Annotated in this window: 16 protein-coding genes; 12 read left to right on the forward strand and 4 right to left on the reverse strand. The window is 62.2% G+C overall.

The genetic code is table 11. From position 1 onward, the window contains the following. Positions 1-7: 7 nt before the first annotated feature. Positions 8-1318, reverse strand: a complete 1311-nt coding sequence (locus tag KBX18_RS03215) for a protein kinase (protein ID WP_255994788.1) — start codon at positions 1316-1318, stop codon at positions 8-10. 52 nt (positions 1319-1370) lie between these two features. On the opposite strand from KBX18_RS03215, the gene KBX18_RS03220 reads away from it, so the two are divergent. Further along, entirely contained in the window at positions 1371-1745 is a 375-nt protein-coding gene (locus tag KBX18_RS03220) for an Rv2175c family DNA-binding protein (protein ID WP_255994789.1), read from the forward strand. Here KBX18_RS03220 and KBX18_RS03225 read toward each other — a convergent pair. Genes KBX18_RS03225 through KBX18_RS03235 form a run of 3 tightly spaced genes read right to left on the reverse strand, consistent with a single transcriptional unit; the run spans position 1717 to position 4809 of the window. Further along, the gene (locus tag KBX18_RS03225) at positions 1717-3111 is read right to left on the reverse strand and encodes an alpha-(1->6)-mannopyranosyltransferase A (RefSeq protein WP_255994790.1); all 1395 of its coding nucleotides are present in this window, start codon (positions 3109-3111) and stop codon (positions 1717-1719) included. The genes KBX18_RS03220 and KBX18_RS03225 overlap by 29 nt on opposite strands. A 10-nt stretch (positions 3112-3121) precedes the next feature. After that, positions 3122-4228, reverse strand: coding sequence for a polyprenyl synthetase family protein (locus tag KBX18_RS03230; protein ID WP_255994791.1), 1107 nt, complete (start codon positions 4226-4228; stop codon positions 3122-3124). Continuing rightward, a complete protein-coding gene (locus KBX18_RS03235; protein WP_005289542.1) occupies positions 4222-4809 on the reverse strand; it encodes an N-acetyltransferase in 588 nt (195 codons plus the stop codon). Before KBX18_RS03235 ends, KBX18_RS03230 begins: the two co-directional genes overlap by 7 nt. 157 nt (positions 4810-4966) lie before the next feature. On the opposite strand from KBX18_RS03235, the gene KBX18_RS03240 reads away from it, so the two are divergent. The 11 genes from KBX18_RS03240 to KBX18_RS03290 all read left to right on the forward strand — a co-directional run bounded on the left by KBX18_RS03240 (position 4967) and on the right by KBX18_RS03290 (position 17872). Further along, the gene (locus KBX18_RS03240) at positions 4967-5404 is read left to right on the forward strand and encodes an SAV_6107 family HEPN domain-containing protein (RefSeq protein ID WP_255994792.1); all 438 of its coding nucleotides are present in this window, start codon (positions 4967-4969) and stop codon (positions 5402-5404) included. 81 nt (positions 5405-5485) lie between these two features. Continuing rightward, positions 5486-5911 (forward strand): DUF3040 domain-containing protein, encoded by a 426-nt coding sequence (locus KBX18_RS03245; RefSeq protein ID WP_255994793.1) that lies wholly within the window; start codon positions 5486-5488, stop codon positions 5909-5911. A 455-nt stretch (positions 5912-6366) separates the two neighbouring features. After that, the gene (gene mraZ / locus KBX18_RS03250) at positions 6367-6801 is read left to right on the forward strand and encodes a division/cell wall cluster transcriptional repressor MraZ (RefSeq protein ID WP_005289548.1); all 435 of its coding nucleotides are present in this window, start codon (positions 6367-6369) and stop codon (positions 6799-6801) included. Between the two features lie 165 nt (positions 6802-6966). Further along, positions 6967-7968, forward strand: a complete 1002-nt coding sequence (rsmH, locus tag KBX18_RS03255) for a 16S rRNA (cytosine(1402)-N(4))-methyltransferase RsmH (protein WP_255994794.1) — start codon at positions 6967-6969, stop codon at positions 7966-7968. A gap of 11 nt (positions 7969-7979) precedes the next feature. Next, positions 7980-8675 carry a hypothetical protein gene (locus KBX18_RS03260; protein ID WP_050748800.1) on the forward strand — a complete coding sequence of 232 codons (696 nt, stop codon included), beginning with the start codon at positions 7980-7982 and terminating at the stop codon, positions 8673-8675. A gap of 191 nt (positions 8676-8866) precedes the next feature. Then, the gene (locus KBX18_RS03265) at positions 8867-10816 is read left to right on the forward strand and encodes a peptidoglycan D,D-transpeptidase FtsI family protein (RefSeq protein ID WP_370687218.1); all 1950 of its coding nucleotides are present in this window, start codon (positions 8867-8869) and stop codon (positions 10814-10816) included. Between the two features lie 18 nt (positions 10817-10834). Beyond that, on the forward strand, positions 10835-12331 hold the full coding sequence (locus tag KBX18_RS03270) for a UDP-N-acetylmuramoyl-L-alanyl-D-glutamate--2,6-diaminopimelate ligase (protein ID WP_005289555.1): 1497 nt from the start codon (positions 10835-10837) through the stop codon (positions 12329-12331). Further along, positions 12328-13845: a UDP-N-acetylmuramoyl-tripeptide--D-alanyl-D-alanine ligase gene (murF, locus tag KBX18_RS03275; RefSeq protein WP_255994795.1), complete on the forward strand. Its 1518-nt coding sequence runs from the start codon at positions 12328-12330 to the stop codon at positions 13843-13845. The genes KBX18_RS03270 and murF overlap by 4 nt, the downstream gene beginning before the upstream one ends. Beyond that, positions 13845-14954 carry a phospho-N-acetylmuramoyl-pentapeptide-transferase gene (mraY, locus tag KBX18_RS03280; RefSeq protein ID WP_005289559.1) on the forward strand — a complete coding sequence of 370 codons (1110 nt, stop codon included), beginning with the start codon at positions 13845-13847 and terminating at the stop codon, positions 14952-14954. The genes murF and mraY overlap by 1 nt, the downstream gene beginning before the upstream one ends. Further along, entirely contained in the window at positions 14951-16381 is a 1431-nt protein-coding gene (murD, locus tag KBX18_RS03285; protein ID WP_255994796.1) for a UDP-N-acetylmuramoyl-L-alanine--D-glutamate ligase, read from the forward strand. Before mraY ends, murD begins: the two co-directional genes overlap by 4 nt. Positions 16382-16402: 21 nt before the next feature. Beyond that, positions 16403-17872 (forward strand): FtsW/RodA/SpoVE family cell cycle protein, encoded by a 1470-nt coding sequence (locus KBX18_RS03290; RefSeq protein ID WP_370687219.1) that lies wholly within the window; start codon positions 16403-16405, stop codon positions 17870-17872. Positions 17873-17891: the final 19 nt, after the last annotated feature.

The raw sequence follows: 17891 nt of genomic DNA on the forward strand, positions 1-17891 counted from the left end.
GTTGCGCTTAGTAGTACTCCGGCATCCGGATAATCTCGGGGATCTCCCCGTACCATCCGGAGCCGTACCACCAGCCACCGACGGCGACAGCCGCGGTGGCTGTAATCATGAGTAGCACTATGACGGCTGTTGCCGCTGCGGAGCGGTTCGTCTCCGGTTCGGGGATGCGCGGAGCTTCAGGTTCGCGCACCGGTGCCTGTGCTGGAACGGGCGGGTGCGCAGGTGCATGCGCTGGCACTGGCGCAGGGGCTTGCGGCCGATACTGCTGCTGGTGGTCCTGGTGATACAGCGCAGGCGATGGTTCGCGTACTGGTTCTTGCAGGTGCTCGCGCTCAGGTTCATATACCGGCTGGTGGTCAAAGCGCGTTTCGGGCGCAAGCTCGGGTTCCTCTGCCCCGTCCTGTTCGATCTGCGTCACCCCGGTCGGAATGGCGGCCACACGGTGGGCGGCCGACTGGGTCGGTGCCGGAACGGTGAAGTCGGGCAAGTCCAAGTCGGCGGAAACGTCCTCGAGGGCGTCGAGGAATTCGTCTGCGTCAGCGAAGCGGTCGCGGGGGTGGCGGGCAGTGGCGGTGGCCACGAGCTCGTCGAAAAGCATGGGCACCCCCGCGATGCGTGAGGATGGTGGCGGCACATCCCTGTGCAACCGCGCCATCGCGTGCGCCAGTGAGGTGTCGCCGGAAAACGGCTGGGTACCGGTGAGCAGTTCAAAGAGCACGATGCCGGCGGAGTAGACGTCCGAAGCTTGGGTGAGCTCGGAACCGTCGACTTGCTCCGGGGAGAGATAGGCGACGGTGCCCACGATCTGGTCGGTGGAACGCTGGGATTCGCTGGCTGCGCGAACCAAGCCGAAGTCTGCGAGCTTCACCGAATTGTCGCCGTTAATGAGGATGTTGTCCGGTTTGATGTCGCGATGGACCAACCCGCGGCGGTGCGCCACAGATAACCCGGTGAGCATCGAACGCATGACTTCAGCAGCGGCATGCGGGGGCATGGGACCTCGCTCGGCCAAAAGTTCCCGCAGCGTGCCGCCGGTGATGAGCTCCATGATGAGGAAGACATCCTCGCCGTGGGAGGAGAAGTCGTAGACGTTGACTAAGTTCGGGTGGCTCATCTGCGCCATGGCGCGAGCTTCGCGTTGGAAGCGGTCGAGAAACAGCGGATCGTCGACATAGCGCGGGTGCATGACCTTGGCGGCGACTTCGCGGTCGAGACGAGTATCCAGGCAGCGGTAGACCGTGGACATGCCACCGCGGGCAATGGGGCGGTCCACGGCGTAACGTCCTTCCAATACGTCGCCAGCTGCAAGGTCACTCATGGCATATAAGTATGGCCGACGAGGCTGGGGAAGTGCTAACAGCGCGCGTACAGTGAAGAGCGTGAGTGATATCGAATATGACCTTGACACGCTTCTTGAGGGCGAAACGCTGCTGTCTTTCCCTGAGGTGGCTGACCGTCTCGGTGTCCCAGTGACCAAGGTCCACGATTACGTTGGTGCGGGAAAACTCGTTGCGCACAAGGCTGACGGTGTGAAGTGCATTCCAGAGGCGCTTCTGAGCGGTGATGAGCTATCCAAGTTCGTTGGTGGCGCGATCACGGTGCTTCTCGACGGCGGATACCGCCCCGACGAAATCCTCGCCTACCTCTTCACTGACGACGACAGTCTGCCTGGCCGCCCCATCGATGCGTTGCATGGGCATGGTGCCCGCGAAGTAATCAGGCGCGCGCAGGCAATGGCGTTTTAACGCTCCGGGCTGCAAGCCAGCCGAGAAGGAAGACCGCCAGCATCCACCAGCCGACGTAAAAGCGGTGGTTTCCGCTGCCCATGAACGACAGCGCGACAATGACTGACGCAGCGACGGTCACCTTCACCAGCCAGCGCGGCGGTGCGAACGTTCCCGCAACGCTGATCGACGATGCGTAGTACCACGGCAACGTCACCGCGTTGAACACGAACGCCACCAGGTACGCCAGTGCGACGCCCTTGACCGCACGGCGCTGCGACTGGCGGTAGAGGACCCACACCACGACGAGACCAGTCAGCATGAGCAAAGACCCGATGGTGCGGGTGAAGTCGAGGACAGTGTTGTAAGGGAATTCCTCATCCACCAGCCACACGAGCGGAGTGACCAAGTCTGTGATGAGTGTGGCACCGGAGAGGGGATTGACCACCTTCGAGTTGCCCGAGATCTCCGCTAGCCAACCCCACGATGTGCCGGATGCCCAGGTAACTGCGGCGACGACGGCGATGGACAGCGCGACGACGCTTACTCCCGCGGCCAGGAAAACGGTGACTCGGCGGCCGTAACGCTGCATCGCGATCCACACGACAAACGGCAGTGCAATGGCCGCCGTCGCCTTGAGCGAGACTGCCACGGAGATGAGCACGATCCCCACAAAGAAGCGGCTATGCAGGCAGGCGAGCAAGCCGATGCTGACCAGGCCGACCATCACAGACTCGTTATGCATGCCGCCGACCATGTGGATGATCATCACTGGGTTGGCCACGCCGAGCCACAGCGCCAATGCAGGATCCCCACCCAGCTCACGCGCGATGCGCGGGACTGCCCACGCGATAGCGGCGAAACCGGCGAAGGAGATGAATTTGTAGACAATGATGCCGGCCATGACGTTGTCGCCGACAGCAGTGGTCACTCCTTCGCCGATCCACAAGTGCAGCGGGCCATAAGGGGTGGTCGTATTCCGCCAGTCGTGCGAGACCTCCAGCAAGTACGGCCCTGGGTTGACGGCCGCGCCCTCGTCGTAAGGGTTGAAGCCGTCGCGCACCATGGCGCCCTGCATGAGGTAGGAGTACACGTCGCGCGACATCAGCGGTGCCGCGAGCAGCAGGGGAGCGGTCCACCCCCATACCGCAGCGCGGACCTGTTCCACGTGAGCTCCCTGCAGCATGACCCACGCGAAAACGAGGAGAAAAAGCCCGGCAGTGAGAGCGACGTCGGCAAGCCCGCGCGCGTGGCCGTAGGACAGGAAGGCCCATCCGAAGTAGTCGAGCATTCCGCCGCGGTTGCGGGTGGCGCCCGCGCCGAAAGAACCGAGCGCGATAAGCGCGGTGCCGGCAACGCCGAGCGGAACTACGACACGGGGAGACATGGTGCGGAGCTTACATGCGCCGCGCGGTGGCATTGACCGCCAGGGTCTCGAGTGTCTCCACCGCCTCGGGCGACAACGCGGCACCACGGACATGTGCAAGGCCGGATTCGGTCAACTCGTCGATACGCTTTTCGACGTCTTCTACCGCCCCCGTCTCACGAATGATCCCCGAGAGTTCGGCGATCTCGTCGGGGGTCAGGGCCGTACCAATGCCGTCCCGGAGGCGCTGCGCTGCCGCCGGGTCACGCTCATCGGCTGCCTGGAGCGCACGGGAATACAGCACAGTGCGCTTGCCTTCCCGCAGGTCGTCTCCGGCGGGTTTTCCGGTGACCTTCGGGTCGCCGAAGACACCGAGAATGTCGTCGCGAAGCTGGAAAGCGATCCCGATGTCGTGGCCGTAACGCCGCAGAGCCGCAATCGTGTCATCGTCCGCACCCGCGATTGCTGCGCCCAAGTGGAGGGGGCGCTCGATGGTGTATGCGGCAGTTTTGAAACGATTGACTGCATTTGCAAGCTCTTCGCTTTCGCAGCCGGCGGCTTCGAGCGAAATATCCAGAATCTGGCCGCCGATGACCTCCGCGCGCATGCCTCGCCAGGGCTCGGAAGCGCGGAGAAGAGCCGCATGGCTCAGGCCGGAGTGGTGCCACATGTCGTCTGCCCACACGAGCGCCAAATCACCGACCAAAATGGCGAGGCTTTCGCCGAACTTGTCGGAATCTCCGAGCCAGTTGTGTTCGCGGTGACTGTGCGCGGCGGCGACGTGCACGGTCGGGTTTCCGCGCCGGGTCGCAGATGCATCGATAATGTCATCATGGATGAGTGCGCATGCCTGAATGAATTCCAAGGAACTCACCGCGCAGAGCACAGCTGCCGGATCCTCCTCCGTATTCTCCAGCCCGTTCGCACCGACAAACCCGACCCATCCGAATGTGGGGCGAATGCGCTTACCACCCCCGAGAACGAAGGTGCGCAGGTGCTCTACCGCCTCCGATACCGGCGGACCGATGACGTCCACTGAATGGCCGTGCTCGGTGAAGAACTTTTCCAGTTCCCGTTCCACAGCCGCGGGGATCTGTGCAGTAGTCGGGACATCGGCCTTATCGGGATGGGTCACCATAGCGGCCACTCTACAGACTGGGAGCCCAGCGGTAGCGTGCGTCCGAGCACCGCAAAGGGACGGGAATCTCCCGCGTAGAGGAAGTTGCGTAGGACATCTTTGAATCCGAGTGAGCGGTAGAGACCGAAAGCGGCATTTGCTTCCGCCGGGACTTCAGGCGTTGACAGCAGGACGTACTTGCGACCTATATCTACTAGCAGCTCGTGAATCAGGGCGTGTCCAACGCCCTGTCCCTGTAGGTCAGGCGCAACGTGGATCTCCGCTAGCTCGAAGTAATGCGATGTCAACTCGCGCCGTATGTGGTCGGGGATGCTCTGTTGCTGCAAACCCAGACGAAGTTGCTGGTCCCACCATCTGTCGGGCGTGCCGTTGAAACCGTAGGCGACACCGGCGAGCGCTCCGGTCTCTGTGAATGCCGCCACGGCAGTGAAACCCGGATGTGAGGTCTCACGGCGCCATACCCCGATTCGCTGTTCGCGGAGGGTGCGCGGGTACTTCATGGCAGTGATATAGAGATCAACCAGGTCCGGAGCCATGCGGGCAAAGTCAAAACCGGACAACCTGCGGATAGTGAAGGTCACGTCTTAATCGAATCACGTCGGGGTTAGTGCGGGGCCATTTTTGGGGTTCGAATGTGCGTTCGATTGGGTAGCCCGGTTTGTCGGGTGGGGGTCCTAGGTTGTTACTCAACAAAACGAACTGCCGACAGGTGAGACGGCCAGCCAAAGGAGGCCCATTATGAACAGCGTTATCTCTGCAACCACTGGCACGGTGTACGGAACGGTTCCAGCTGTCTCCCGGAGTGAGAATTTTCTCGGCACCGCTCGAGCTCTGCTGGATGAGTCGTATGCGCACCTTGGCGCCGGCCGGTCCGATCTTGCGCTGGAGAGCGCCTACCGCGCAGCACTGCGAACGGCAGGCGCAGTCGTGGCGGATTCGGCGGTGATTGCTAAAAGGAAGAGGTTGCCAACCAGTGCGTGGGCAAAGCTCAAGCTGACCGGTGTCCGCGGCGGCTATTGGGCGGAAGTGTTCGAGGGCTACTCGCGGTTGCGCGGGCGGGTCGCCTCGGGCATCGAGCTAAAGCCTGATGGTGCACTAGTCGCGGAGCTGGTTGACCGGGCCGCCGCGTTCTATGCGGAGGTAGCGGGGGAGGGGCCGGGTATGGCGGCGGCGTAGCATGTCCAGGCGTGTGCAGGCGCTATGATGATGTGAGCGTCCAGGGAACAATGCCGTGTAGTTGAGCGTTGTACTCACATAGTGGACACCGACCAAACATGGCTGGGAGGAAAAGTGGCTCTTTCAGAGCAAGAACAGAAGTTACTCCGCGAGATTGAGGAGTCGCTTCTCGCTGACGACCCTAAATTTGGGTCGACGGTGGCTTCCTCGGCGGGGTACGGGGCTGAGCAGCCGGCCGGCAAGCTGACGATTCGCTCTTTCGCCATCATCGTTTTGGGTCTGCTGCTGCTCATCGGTGGTGTTGCTTTGGCTACGCAGAGCATCTGGTTTGTCATCATCAGCATCGTTGGCTTCGTCGTGATGTTCGCCGGTGGCATGTGGGCGTTGCAGACGCCGAACGGGTCCGCTTCGCCGGCGCAAGAAACGCGCCAAGGTAGTCAGGCGCAGCGCAATGGCATGAGCTCGCGCATGGAAGAAAACTTCCGCCGCCGTTTCGAAGATAGATGACGCTTAACCGCTGACCCCTCGCGCCGCTATCAACGGCGGTACTCAACCCTCCAGGAATTGATGTTCTTGGAGGGTTTTCTTGTATGCGCGATGTCTGCCACTTTGCCCCACCTCGCCCACCCACTTTGCCCCACACGAGCTCATTGACTCTAGCGAACTGGGATATTGCCGATATTCAACGTGGTGCCATTGTGATTAAAGGGATGTATTTAGATTAAAGTCATTCATGTTTCGCGCATTTTGATCGTTTTTGGGGCTGGGTGCGGGAGATTCTGCCACCGTATTCAAGCGCTGTGACCTGCAGTGAAGTAACTTAATTAAGAAAACACGCCGCGGAAACTAGCGTTTGTGGGACGAAGTGGGTTAAAGTGGGGCCAGCGAAACGCGATGTGTCGTGTGGAGCTGCATAAAAGTTCACAACCGGAGTCGTTGAGTGAAGGAAGGTAGGGCGCCGGATGTTTCTGGGCACCTATACCCCCAAGCTGGACGACAAGGGACGCCTGACACTGCCAGCGAAATTCCGTGAGGGACTCGCTGACGGTCTGATGGTGACCAAGGGGCAAGACCACTCTCTGGCGGTCTATCCCCGCGAGGAGTTCGCGGCCCGCGCTCGTAAGGCGGCAGCGGTCTCCCGTACGAATCCGAAGGCGCGTGCTTTCATCCGTAACTTGGCAGCAAGTGCGGACGAGCAGGCGCTCGATGGTTCGGGTCGCATCACTCTGTCGCCGGCGCACCGCGATTACGCGAACCTCTCAAAGGAATGCGTGGTCATCGGGTCAGTGGATTTCTTGGAGATCTGGGACGCGGAGTCCTGGGAGAAATACCAAGAAAATACCGAGGCTGCCTTCTCGGCGGCTGATGAGGACGACATTCTCTCGGGTCTGCTCTAACAGGGCAGGCGAGTGGTGAGCGTGTACGAACTCTGCTCGGGGCGCGAGTCGTTCTGGTGTACTTCCCCGATATCAGAATGACCGCCCCGGGCAGGGCTCTATACGTTCCCCGCGGCAACAACTGCAGGTACTTCAAACCCAGGGCGCTCCAAGGGGGTGGACTCGATGGCACAGGAAACAGCAACCGACAACGGCCACGGCCACATCCCCGTCATGCGCGACCGCATGGGGGAACTCCTTCGCCCTGCGGTAGAGCGCTTCGGGCCCCACGCTGTCATCGTCGACGGCACGCTGGGTGCCGGTGGACACACGGAGTACTTCCTGGACACCTTTCCGGAGGCATCAGTCATCGGCATTGACCGTGACGGTGCTGCGCTTGCCCAAGCGAGCGAGCGTCTCGCGCGATTCGGTGACCGTTTCGCGCCGGTGCGGGGCCGCTTTGATTGCCTCGCGGAATCGCTGCGCGACGGTACCGGGCCGGTCTTTGAGACCGTCCGCGCGCATGGCTTAGCCGGGGCATTTTTCGATCTCGGTGTCTCATCAATGCAGCTCGACCAGGAAGAGCGCGGCTTCGCTTACCGTGTGGACGCCCCGCTGGACATGCGCATGGACCCGTCGGCAGGTATTACCGCGGCCGATGTGCTGAACACCTACAGCCACGGTGACCTCGCGCATGTGCTCAAGGCGTACGGCGACGAGCGTTTCGCCGGCAAGATCGCCAGCGCTGTCCTCGACGAACGGGAGAAAGCTCCCTTCGACACGTCCGCACGCCTGGTGGAGTTGCTCTACCGGGTGATTCCGGCCGCCACCCGCCGCACCGGCGGCCACCCGGCGAAGCGGACATTCCAGGCGCTTCGCGTGGAAGTCAACCGCGAACTGGACGCACTCACCAACGTGCTGCCGATGGTCGCCGAAGCCCTCGGCCCCGGTGGCCGGGCGGTGTTCATGAGTTACCAATCGCATGAAGACAAGCTGGTCAAGCGCGCGTTCACGGAGTGGACAACGTCCAAAACGCCCGCCGGTTTACCGACCGAACTGCCGGGCATGGCCGCCGAATTCCGCATGGTCACCCACGGTGCAGAGAAGGCGTCGGTGGCGGAAGTGGAAGTCAACAGGCGTGCGGCGCCAGTGCGTGTACGAGCCGTCGAAAAACTGGAACAACAGTGAAGGGAACAACAATGGGAGCAAGCCGAGACCTCACCGCCGGATCGACGGCGCTGTTGGAGCGTACGACAAAGACCGCTCCGGCCCGCCCGAAGACGACTGGGCTGAAGCCGCACTTGCCTCGCGGCCCACGACGCTTGGGTTCGAAGCAGGTTGTGTCTGTCCGTGGACGCCGCGTGGTCAACACCACGGCGGCAAAGCGAACGTTCTCCAAGCTGTCCATTCTGTCGCTGCCGCTGCTCATTTTGGGCATCTTCGGTGCCATGATGCTCTCCGCTCTGTCCACTCAGCAGACGTTCACCATTCAGCAACTCCAGAATGAGGAACGCACGCTGAGCAACGAAATTGAGACCCTCAACCGTAACCTGGAGGATGCGCGCGCAGCCGCAGACATCGCCGCGAAGGCGGACGCGGCCGGTCTCGTTGTTCCCGAACAACCGGGAATTATTGCCGTGAATGAGAAGGGCGAAGCCCACGAGACGCGCGAGGCCGATCCGGAGAAAACCGGCCAGGTCGTGGACGTCAACGGAGAGACTATTCGCGTCGACCGCGCAACGAGCGACCGTGACGCGACGAGCGATGTTGCCGACAATCTGTCTGCTTTACCGCAAACGTCTAACGGCGCACCGACTGGACCGCCCGCGCCAGCTGCTCCACCCGCAGCGGGCGGGGCCCCGGCAGCGCTGCCGAGCATTCCTGGCGCTCGGTAAAAACGTAAAGGCGTGGCGGTCATCACCTAGCCCCCGTCACGGGGCAAGATGAGACCCTGAAGTTATTGGGCGTGAGCGAGGTAGGTGACACAAGCGCCGTGAGCAGATTGGACCCGCAACGGCGGAGAATGCCGCACCCGCGGCGGCGCCCGCCGGCAGCGCCAGCACAAAAGGTCATTACCACCAGCCGGATGCGGATTCTCACGGCTATTTTCCTGGTCCTTGCCCTCGTGCTCATTGGGCGTTTGGCATGGGTGCAGCTCAAGTGGGGGCCGGAACTGCAAACCGTCGCTGCGGACCAGCGCACCCGGACCTTCACCGATCCCGCTCGTCGCGGTGAGATCGTGGACCGGGAAGGCAATTATCTTGCCTACACGATGCAGGCGCGCTCCCTGACTGTTTCGCCCGTGATCCTGCGCAAAGAACTTGGCGAGCTCGTGCGCAACGAGATGTATGAAGAGGGTGCCTCCCGTGCGGAAGCCGAAGCTCAGCAGGATGCTCGCGTAGAGGATTATCTGCGCCAGATGGCTAATGAGATTCCCGTCATGGTCGGGGAGGATCCGAAAGCCGTCGAGCGTGAGAACGCGGACGACAACGCCGAAAAAGACAAAGACAACAAGGACAGTAAGGACAACAAGGACGCAAAAGGTAAATACGAGAAGAAACTCGAGACTCCGCGCGTGAGCTCCAAAGACATCCTGGAAAAGCTCCACGCGGACACAGATTATGAGGTTCTCGTCCGCAATGTCGACCCAGATGTCGCTGCTGAGGTTGCACAGAAGTTCCACGGTGTTGCAGCTGACCACCAAGACATCCGCGAATACCCCAACGGTGCAATCGGGGAGAACATTATTGGCCGCGTCTCCATGGACGGGCAGGGCCAGTTCGGGCTCGAAGCCTCTAGCGACGCGATTCTGACGGGCATCAACGGCCGCTCCACCGAAGATGTCTCTGCCAACGGCCAAGTCATCCCCGGCACGTTGCGCGACGTTGTGCCGGCAGTGAACGGATCGCGCGTTGAGCTGACTATTGATCTGGATCTGCAGGCCTACGTGCAGCAGCTGTTGGAGCAAGCGAAGGCGAACTCGAAGGCCAAGGACGCCGAGGCTGTGGTCTTGGATGCTGCCACCGGCGAGGTGCTCGCCATGGCCAACACGTCCACGATCGACCCGAACGGCGACTTGGAGAAGCAACTGTCGCAGGGCCGCAGCTTTGATAACCCGTCGATTTCCCACCCCTTCGAACCTGGCTCGGTGGCCAAGATCATCACGGCTACCGCGGCCATTGAAGAGGGCATCACCACCCCGGATGAAGTGCACACAGTTCCGGGACGAATCGAAATGTCCGGCGTCACTGTCGCAGACGCGTGGGAGCACGGTGATGCGCCGTACACCACGACAGGAATCTTCGGTAAGTCCTCGAACGTTGGCACGCTCATGCTCGCTCAGGAGGTGGGCGAGGAGCGTTTCGACGACTACTTGCAGCGCTTCGGAATCGGGCAGGGCACCGGCATTGAACTCCCGAACGAATCCCCGGGTCTCGTGCCGTCCCGCGAGCAGTGGTCGGGCGGCACCTTTGCCAACCTGCCCATCGGTCAGGGCATGTCCCTGACCACCCTCCAACTCGCCAGTGTGTACCAGGCCTTGGCGAACGACGGTGAACGCATCGAGCCGCGCATCGTCAAAAAGGTTGTGCAGCAGTCCGGGGAGGAACTGCCGCAGGACGAGCCCCGCCGCACCCGTGTCGCCAGCGAAGAGACCGCACAGACAGTTGTGAATATGTTCCGCTCTCCGTTCCAGGATGATCCGAACGGTGTCCAGAATGGTACTGCTGCCGGCAACGAGATCCCCGGCTACCAGCTCGCCGGCAAGACCGGTACTGCCCAGCAGGTCAACCCCGAAACGGGCGCATACTCTAACTCGGATTACTGGATCACTTTCGCCGGTATTGCTCCGGCGGATGATCCTCGCTTCGTCGTCGCGGTTATGCTGGACGACCCGGAGCGGGGTCCGCTCGAAGGCGGCGCTGGCGGCCAGTCGGCGGCACCGGTGTTCACCGAGATTGCGAACTGGTTGATCAACCGCGAGAACATCGGTCAGAGCCCCGACCCAGGTGAGCCGTTCGTGCTGGAAGCGCGTTAGAAGAGGGAGTGCATAACCATGGCTAAGGTTTCGCTGGAGAATCTGGCGGAGATCGCAGGCGCGCGCGTGGAGAACGCGCCGGAGAGTTCGCTATCCGTCAGCGCAATCAGCCTTGATTCGAATGCCGTGAAAAGCGGTGCGATGTTCGCTGCGCTTCCGGGCACCCGAGTGCACGGCGCCACCTTCGCGCACGCGTCGGACGCCTCTGCGGTGCTGACCGATGATGCCGGGTGGGACATCCTGCGTGAGACGGGATTTGAGCGCCCAGTACTCGTCGTTGAGCGTGTGCGCGACATCCTCGGTGATGTCGCTGCCGAAATCTACGGACACCCGACTGAGCACCTGACGGTGATCGGAGTGACGGGAACGTCGGGAAAAACGACCACGACGTACTTGCTCGAATCCGGGTTGACCGCCGCCGGTTGCGCCGTCGGGTTGATCGGCACGACGGGCACCCGCATCAAAGGTGAGGATGTGCCCACATCGTTGACCACTCCTGAAGCTCCGAAACTTCAAGAGCTGTTCGCGGACATGGTCTCCCGCGGCGTGACGCACGTGGTCATGGAGGTTTCCTCTCACGCGCTCGTGCTGGGCCGCGTCGATGGCACGAAGTTTGCGGCGGCCGGGTTTACCAACCTCTCCCAGGACCACCTGGACTTCCACCCCACGATGGAGGACTACTTCGAGGCCAAGGCCATCCTCTTCGACCGGGCAGAGAAAGCCGTCGTGTGCATTGACGACGAATGGGGCCAGAAGATGACGCAGCGCGCCCACTCACCTGTCACCGTGGGGGTGCATAACACCAGCGCCGATTGCACGGCGCGGCTGGATAGTGTGACTGAGTCCGGTGCGCAGGACATCACTGTGCGCATCGGCGGGCAGGACATTTCCACGCGCATCCCTCTGCCGGGGGCGTTCAACATCGCTAACACTGCGCTGGCGACAGCTCTCGCCGATTCGGTGGGCATCGATCCGAAGGTCTTCCTGCAGGGGCTGGACGCGGCCCGAGTCCCGGGGCGCATGGAACGCGTGAGCGTTGGGCAGCCGTTCGTTGCTGTTGTCGACTACGCCCACAAGCCCGCTGCTGTCGCAGCTGCGCTGGACAGCTTGCGCGAGCAGGTTGACGGTCGGATCGGTGTCGTTGTCGGTGCCGGTGGTGACCGCGACCATTCGAAGCGCCCGCTCATGGGTGCAGAGGCAGCAACACGGGCAGACCTGGTGATCATCACCGACGACAACCCCCGCACCGAGGACCCGGCAGCAATCCGTGCGGCTGTAAAGCAGGGTGCTGAAAGCGTCATCGACGGTGCCGCGACGGACATTCGCGAGGTCGCCTCCCGTGCACAGGCAATCGCGGACCTGGTTGCATGGGCAGAACCCGGAGATGCCATTATCGTCGTGGGTAAAGGGCACGAAGTCGGGCAGATCATTGGGGAGACCACGCACCACTTCGATGATCGTGAAGAAGTCGCGTTCGCCCTGGCGCGTCGAGAGGGCAAGGAGGTCAAGGAATGATCGAGATAACACTCGCCGACATTGCCCGCGTTACAGGTGGGCAGTTGAGCCCGGGCGCAGATCCAGAGGCCACCGTCACTGGCTATGTTGAGTTCGATTCGCGGAAGATCACCGAAGGCGGGTTGTTCGTCGCACTACCCGGTGCGAACGTGGACGGCCACGACTTCGCGCGGTCCGCGATCGACCGCGGTGCCGTGGGAGCCCTGGTTGCCCGCGACGTAGGGGTGCCCGCTGTCATTCTTCCGCCCGTCGAGCAGATCGAGGGTGATAATTCGGACTTGGCCGCTAATGATCCGGATGGTTCCGCCCGCGCAGTTGTCGCGGGGATGGCGAAGTTGGCGGCGCATGTGGCGACGACGCTCGTCGATAAGCATCAGCTGCGCATCACGGGCATCACTGGTTCTGCTGGAAAGACCTCCACTAAAGACCTCATTGCCAGCGTGCTTGCGGATGCCGGCGAAACGGTTGCACCGCCCGGTTCTTTTAACAATGAGATCGGTTTGCCCTACACCGTTTTGCGCTGTACGGAGGACACAGACTTCCTTGTCGCGGAGATGTCCGCTCGCGGGATCGGGCACATCGCGCAACTCACTCACGTCGCGCCGCCGCAGATCGGCGTGGTACTCAATGTCGGTAGCGCCCACCTCGGCGAATTCGGCTCCCGCGAAAACATCGCGCAGGCGAAGGGCGAGCTCGTCGAAGCGCTTCCAGCCGACGGCATCGCGATCCTCAATGCCGACGACGAGCTAGTTGCCGGCATGGCGTCTCGCACGAAAGCGCGCGTCGTGTGCTTTTCCACTGACCCGCGCTCCAACGCGGAGTATGTCGCCGAGGGCATCACGCTTGACGACGTCGCACGTGCCTCCTTCACCATGCATTCGCCCAACAGCGAACCCCAGCAGGTGAGATTGAAAGTGTTCGGGGCCCACCAAGTCTCCAATGCCCTGGCCACAGCAGCGGTGGGGATGGAAGCCGGCATGGATGCCGCCACCGTTGCCCGCGCTTTGTCTAACGCACATAGTTTGTCCGTTAACCGCATGGACGTGAATACCCGCGCCGACGGCGTGACCGTGATCAACGATGCGTACAACGCTAACCCGGACTCCATGCGCGCTGGCATCGCCGCCCTGGGGTACACTGCTGCGGGCCGCCCCGGCGTCCGCTCCATCGCGGTGCTGGGGGAGATGGGTGAGCTCGGCGAGGACTCGGTGGAAGCACACACCGCGTTGGGCAATGAGCTCGCCCGCTATCGTGTGACGCACCTCGTTGTCGTCGGCGAGAGCGCTGAAACGGCCGCCCTGCTCAGCCGCGCTGCGGAGCGGGGAATTGAAAGTGTCAGCGCCCTCGACATCGAGGACGCAACGGAACGGGTCAGTGAGATCCTGCGCACGGTACCGCTCGGCGAGGAGAACTGGCGCGACCGTCCCGACCGCGACGTTGTGTTGGTGAAAGCCTCCAACGCTGCCGGTCTGTGGAGGGTAGCGGAACGACTGTTAGACGGAGGAAAGCAATAGTGACGCAGATCATCATGTCGGGGGTCATTAGCTTCCTCGTAGCCATCTTCACCACCCCGCTGCTCATCCGCTACTTCACCAACCACGGCCAGGGCCAGGAAATCCGTGAGGACGGTCCGAAGTCGCACATCCGCAAACGCGGCACACCCACGATGGGTGGCATCGCCATTTTGCTGGGCATTGTCGCGGCCTATGTAATTGTGGGCATCTGGGGTTCTGTCACCGGCAAGGGCGGTTTCACGGCCTCGGGTTTGCTCGTCCTTGGCCTGACTATGGGCCTGGGCCTCCTCGGTTTCGCCGATGACGGCATGAAGCTCTTTTTCAACCGCAACCTTGGGCTGAACAAGAAGGCCAAGCTTGCCGGCCAGCTCGCCATTGCCCTGATCTTCGGGTACTTGCTGCTCCAGTTTGAAAATGACAGTGGACTGACTCCGGGCTCGACGCACCTGAGCTTCATCCGCGACATTGAGACCTTCGACATTGCGATCGGTGGAGCGGTCGTGGGCACGATCCTTTTCCTCGTGTTCATCTACTTCCTCATCGCGGCATGGTCTAACGCTGTCAACCTCACTGATGGTCTCGACGGTTTGGCGGCGGGTTCTACAGCGCTGGTCATGTTCGGCTACATGGTGATCACGTTCTGGCAGTTCAGGAACTCGTGCTCCGTGACTCCAGGACCGGGGTGCTACGACGTCCGCGATCCGCTCGACCTTGCCATCTTGTGTGCCGCAGGAATGGGCGCGTGCGCCGGTTTCCTGTGGTGGAACGCCGCCCCGGCGAAGATCTTCATGGGTGACACCGGTTCGCTCGCGCTCGGTGGACTGGTGGCTGGCGTGTCCATCAGTAGCCACACCGAGGTGCTCATGGTGATCATCGGCGCTCTCTTCGTCATGGAAGCCACTTCCGTGGTCATCCAGGTTGCCGCCTTCAAGACCACCGGTAAGCGTGTGTTCCGCATGGCCCCGTTCCACCACCACTTTGAAAATGGTGGTTGGGCTGAGACGACAGTGGTCATCCGCTTCTGGCTGATCTGCGGTATCGCCGTGGTCATCGGTCTGGCGGTCTTCTACGCCGAGTGGCTCACGGCAACCGGAGTGACCTTGGCATGAGCGTAAGCATGCAGGCCGGCGACCCTTTCCTCTCCTTGCTCTCTGGCGGAGTACTCGTGGCTGGGGCTGGTGTCTCGGGGCTCGGCACTGCGAAACTGCTCCGCGCTGCGGGAGTGGACTTCGCTGTCGCCGACGAAGATGTGACTAAGCGTGCCGCTGTGCAGGAGGAAACAGGCTGCGCCACCATGGACACGGCGGAAGCTGCGCGGCGCGCGACCGAGTTCCCCCTTGTGGTGACGTCCCCGGGATGGCGCCCGGATTCGCCGCTCCTCGTCGCCGCCAGCGATGTCGATTGCACCGTCATTGGTGATGTGGAGCTGTGCTACTTACTCGATCAGCACCGTTTCTTCGGCCCGCCGCGTGATTGGCTCGCGGTCACTGGAACGAATGGCAAGACCACCACGACAGGCATGCTCGCCGCGATCATGGAAGAGGCCTCCTCCTACACAGGTAAACGCGCGGCCGCGTGCGGCAACATCGGCATAGCCGTCGCCGACGCACTCATGCAGACTCCACGCATCGACGTGCTTGTCGCTGAGCTATCGAGCTTCCAGCTCCACTGGTCCCACGAACTCACCCCAGACGCCGGAGTGCTCCTCAACCTGGCTGACGACCACATAGATTGGCACGGCAGCTTCGACGCGTACGCTGAGGCAAAAGCGAAAGTCTTCAGCGCCTCCACCGCGGTCGCCGGTGTCGACGATGGGCAGGTTGCCCGTTATGCCGCTCAGACCAACCGCAGTGACATCATCGGCTTCACGCTGAACGCGCCGGACGACAACCAGGTCGGCGTCATTGACGGAAACATCGTGTCCCGCATCGGGGATACGCCGACGCGCATTTCGCTTATCGACGGCATCGAGCCCGCCGGCGAAGCCGGCATCCTCGACGCACTTGCCGCCACGGCCGTCGCTGTCACCCGTGGGGCAAGCCCGGAGCAGATTGACCGGGCACTGCACTCATATCAGGTCTCCGGCCACAGGGGAGCAGTGGTTCACCGGGCAGGCGGTGTCGCCTGGATCGACAACTCTAAGGCGACAAACCCTCACGCGGCTGATTCCGCCCTCAACGGCACGGCCGGCAAGATCGTATGGATCGCCGGCGGTCAACTCAAGGGCGCGGATGTCGATCAGCTCGTGCGCGACCACGCCCACCAATTCAGAGCGGTCGCTCTGTTGGGGGTGGATAGGGATGTGATTGCTGGGGCCGTCGATAAAAATGCGCCTGATGTGAATGTGTTCGTGACGGACTCGAGCGACCCTGTTACCGCCATGAACGATGTCGTCCGTTTTGCCTCTGAGCAGGCAAAAGAAGGTGACAGCGTCATCCTCGCTCCCGCCGCGGCGAGCCTGGATATGTACTCCGGCATGGCTCAACGCGGAAATCTTTTCGCGGACGCTGCGCGCGCCCTCGCCGAAAACGGCTAGCCGTAAGGCAATGTGAAAATTGTGACGACGACGAGGCCTGCCGCGAACAAGCGGCCACCGCAGCAAAAGAAGCCGAGCCAGTACTCCTCCGGCATGGCTCGTCGCTTGGCGCGCCTGAACGAATGGATGGATGCCCGGCCGTTGCTGGACTACACCATGACGCGCACCATCGTGCTGGTTCTTGCGGGGCTGGGCGTGATCATGGTGACCAGCTCGTCGATGACGTGGTCCGTTCTCGATGACTCCTCTGTGTGGGCGCAGCCTCTCAAGCAGGGCATCGTCGTGGCGCTTGGTTTGCTCGCGTTCTGGGTCGCGCTGCAGATTTCCCCTGAGCGCGTGCGCGGCTTCGCCTCGCTGCTCATGGTGGGGTCGGTTCTCCTGCTGGGCGCTGTGCTTGTTCCCGGTATCGGAACCGGCCGTGAGGAAGTGGGTTCACAATCGTGGATCTACATTGGCGGATTCCAACTTCAGCCGTCGGAAATCGCCCGCGTAGCTATCTGTGTCTGGGGCGCATCGATTCTGGCGAACAAGAATCCGCGGAGGATGTTCGAACTCACCAACGGGTACGTTCCATTCATTTGCGTCGCTGCGCTGTGCATGTTCCTCATTGGCGCCCAGGGCGACCTAGGCATGATGGTGTCGTTTGCGATCGTTGTCGCCTTCATCCTGGTCTTCGCAGGTGTCCCGTGGAAGATCATCAGCGTCGCAGCCGGTTTCGGCGCGGTACTGCTCGTCGCGGTCATGGCAGCCGGCGGTTACCGTTCGCAGCGTTTCCATGTCTACTTCGACGCGCTCTTCGGCCACTTCGAGGACACGCGCGGCACGGCGTTCCAGTCCTACCAAGGCTTCCTGTCGCTTGCCGACGGCTCCATCTTCGGTGTGGGCCTGGGCCAGTCCCGCGCGAAGTGGTTCTACCTGCCGGAAGCGAAAAACGACTTCATTTTCGCTGTCATTGGTGAAGAACTCGGCCTGTGGGGCGGGGCACTGGTGATCACCCTGTTCACAATGCTGCTCTACTTCGGTCTGCGCACGGCCCGCCGTGCCCAGAACCAGTACCAAGCTCTCCTGGCAGCGGCGATTACCACCGGGATCGTCTCCCAGGCCTTCATCAACATCGGCTACGTTGTCGGCCTGTTGCCGGTGACTGGTATTCAGCTGCCGATGATCTCCGCCGGCGGCACATCGGCCGTGATCACCCTGGGTGCGATGGGCTTGGTCGCCTCGGTCGCCCGCCATGAGCCGGATGCGGTTTCCGCGATGCAGAACTACGGCCGCCCGATGTTCGACCGGGTCTTCTTCCTCCGCGAACCGCGCGTCGTTGGAAACGCCGCCGGAACCCCGAACCAGCGCAACATCCGCCGCCAGGACCGCCGCGAACGTGACTACGGAACCCCGGTTACCGCACGTCCGGCACCGCAGCGCCGACCAGCCCCACAGCGCCGCCCGGCCGCGCGTTACGATGGCCGGGAAGAAGTTCGTCGCGCTAGTTAACAAGGCGGTGCACTGCACA

The organism is Corynebacterium sp. CCUG 69979, assembly GCF_024454095.1.
Classification (GTDB): Bacteria; Actinomycetota; Actinomycetes; order Mycobacteriales; family Mycobacteriaceae; genus Corynebacterium; species Corynebacterium genitalium.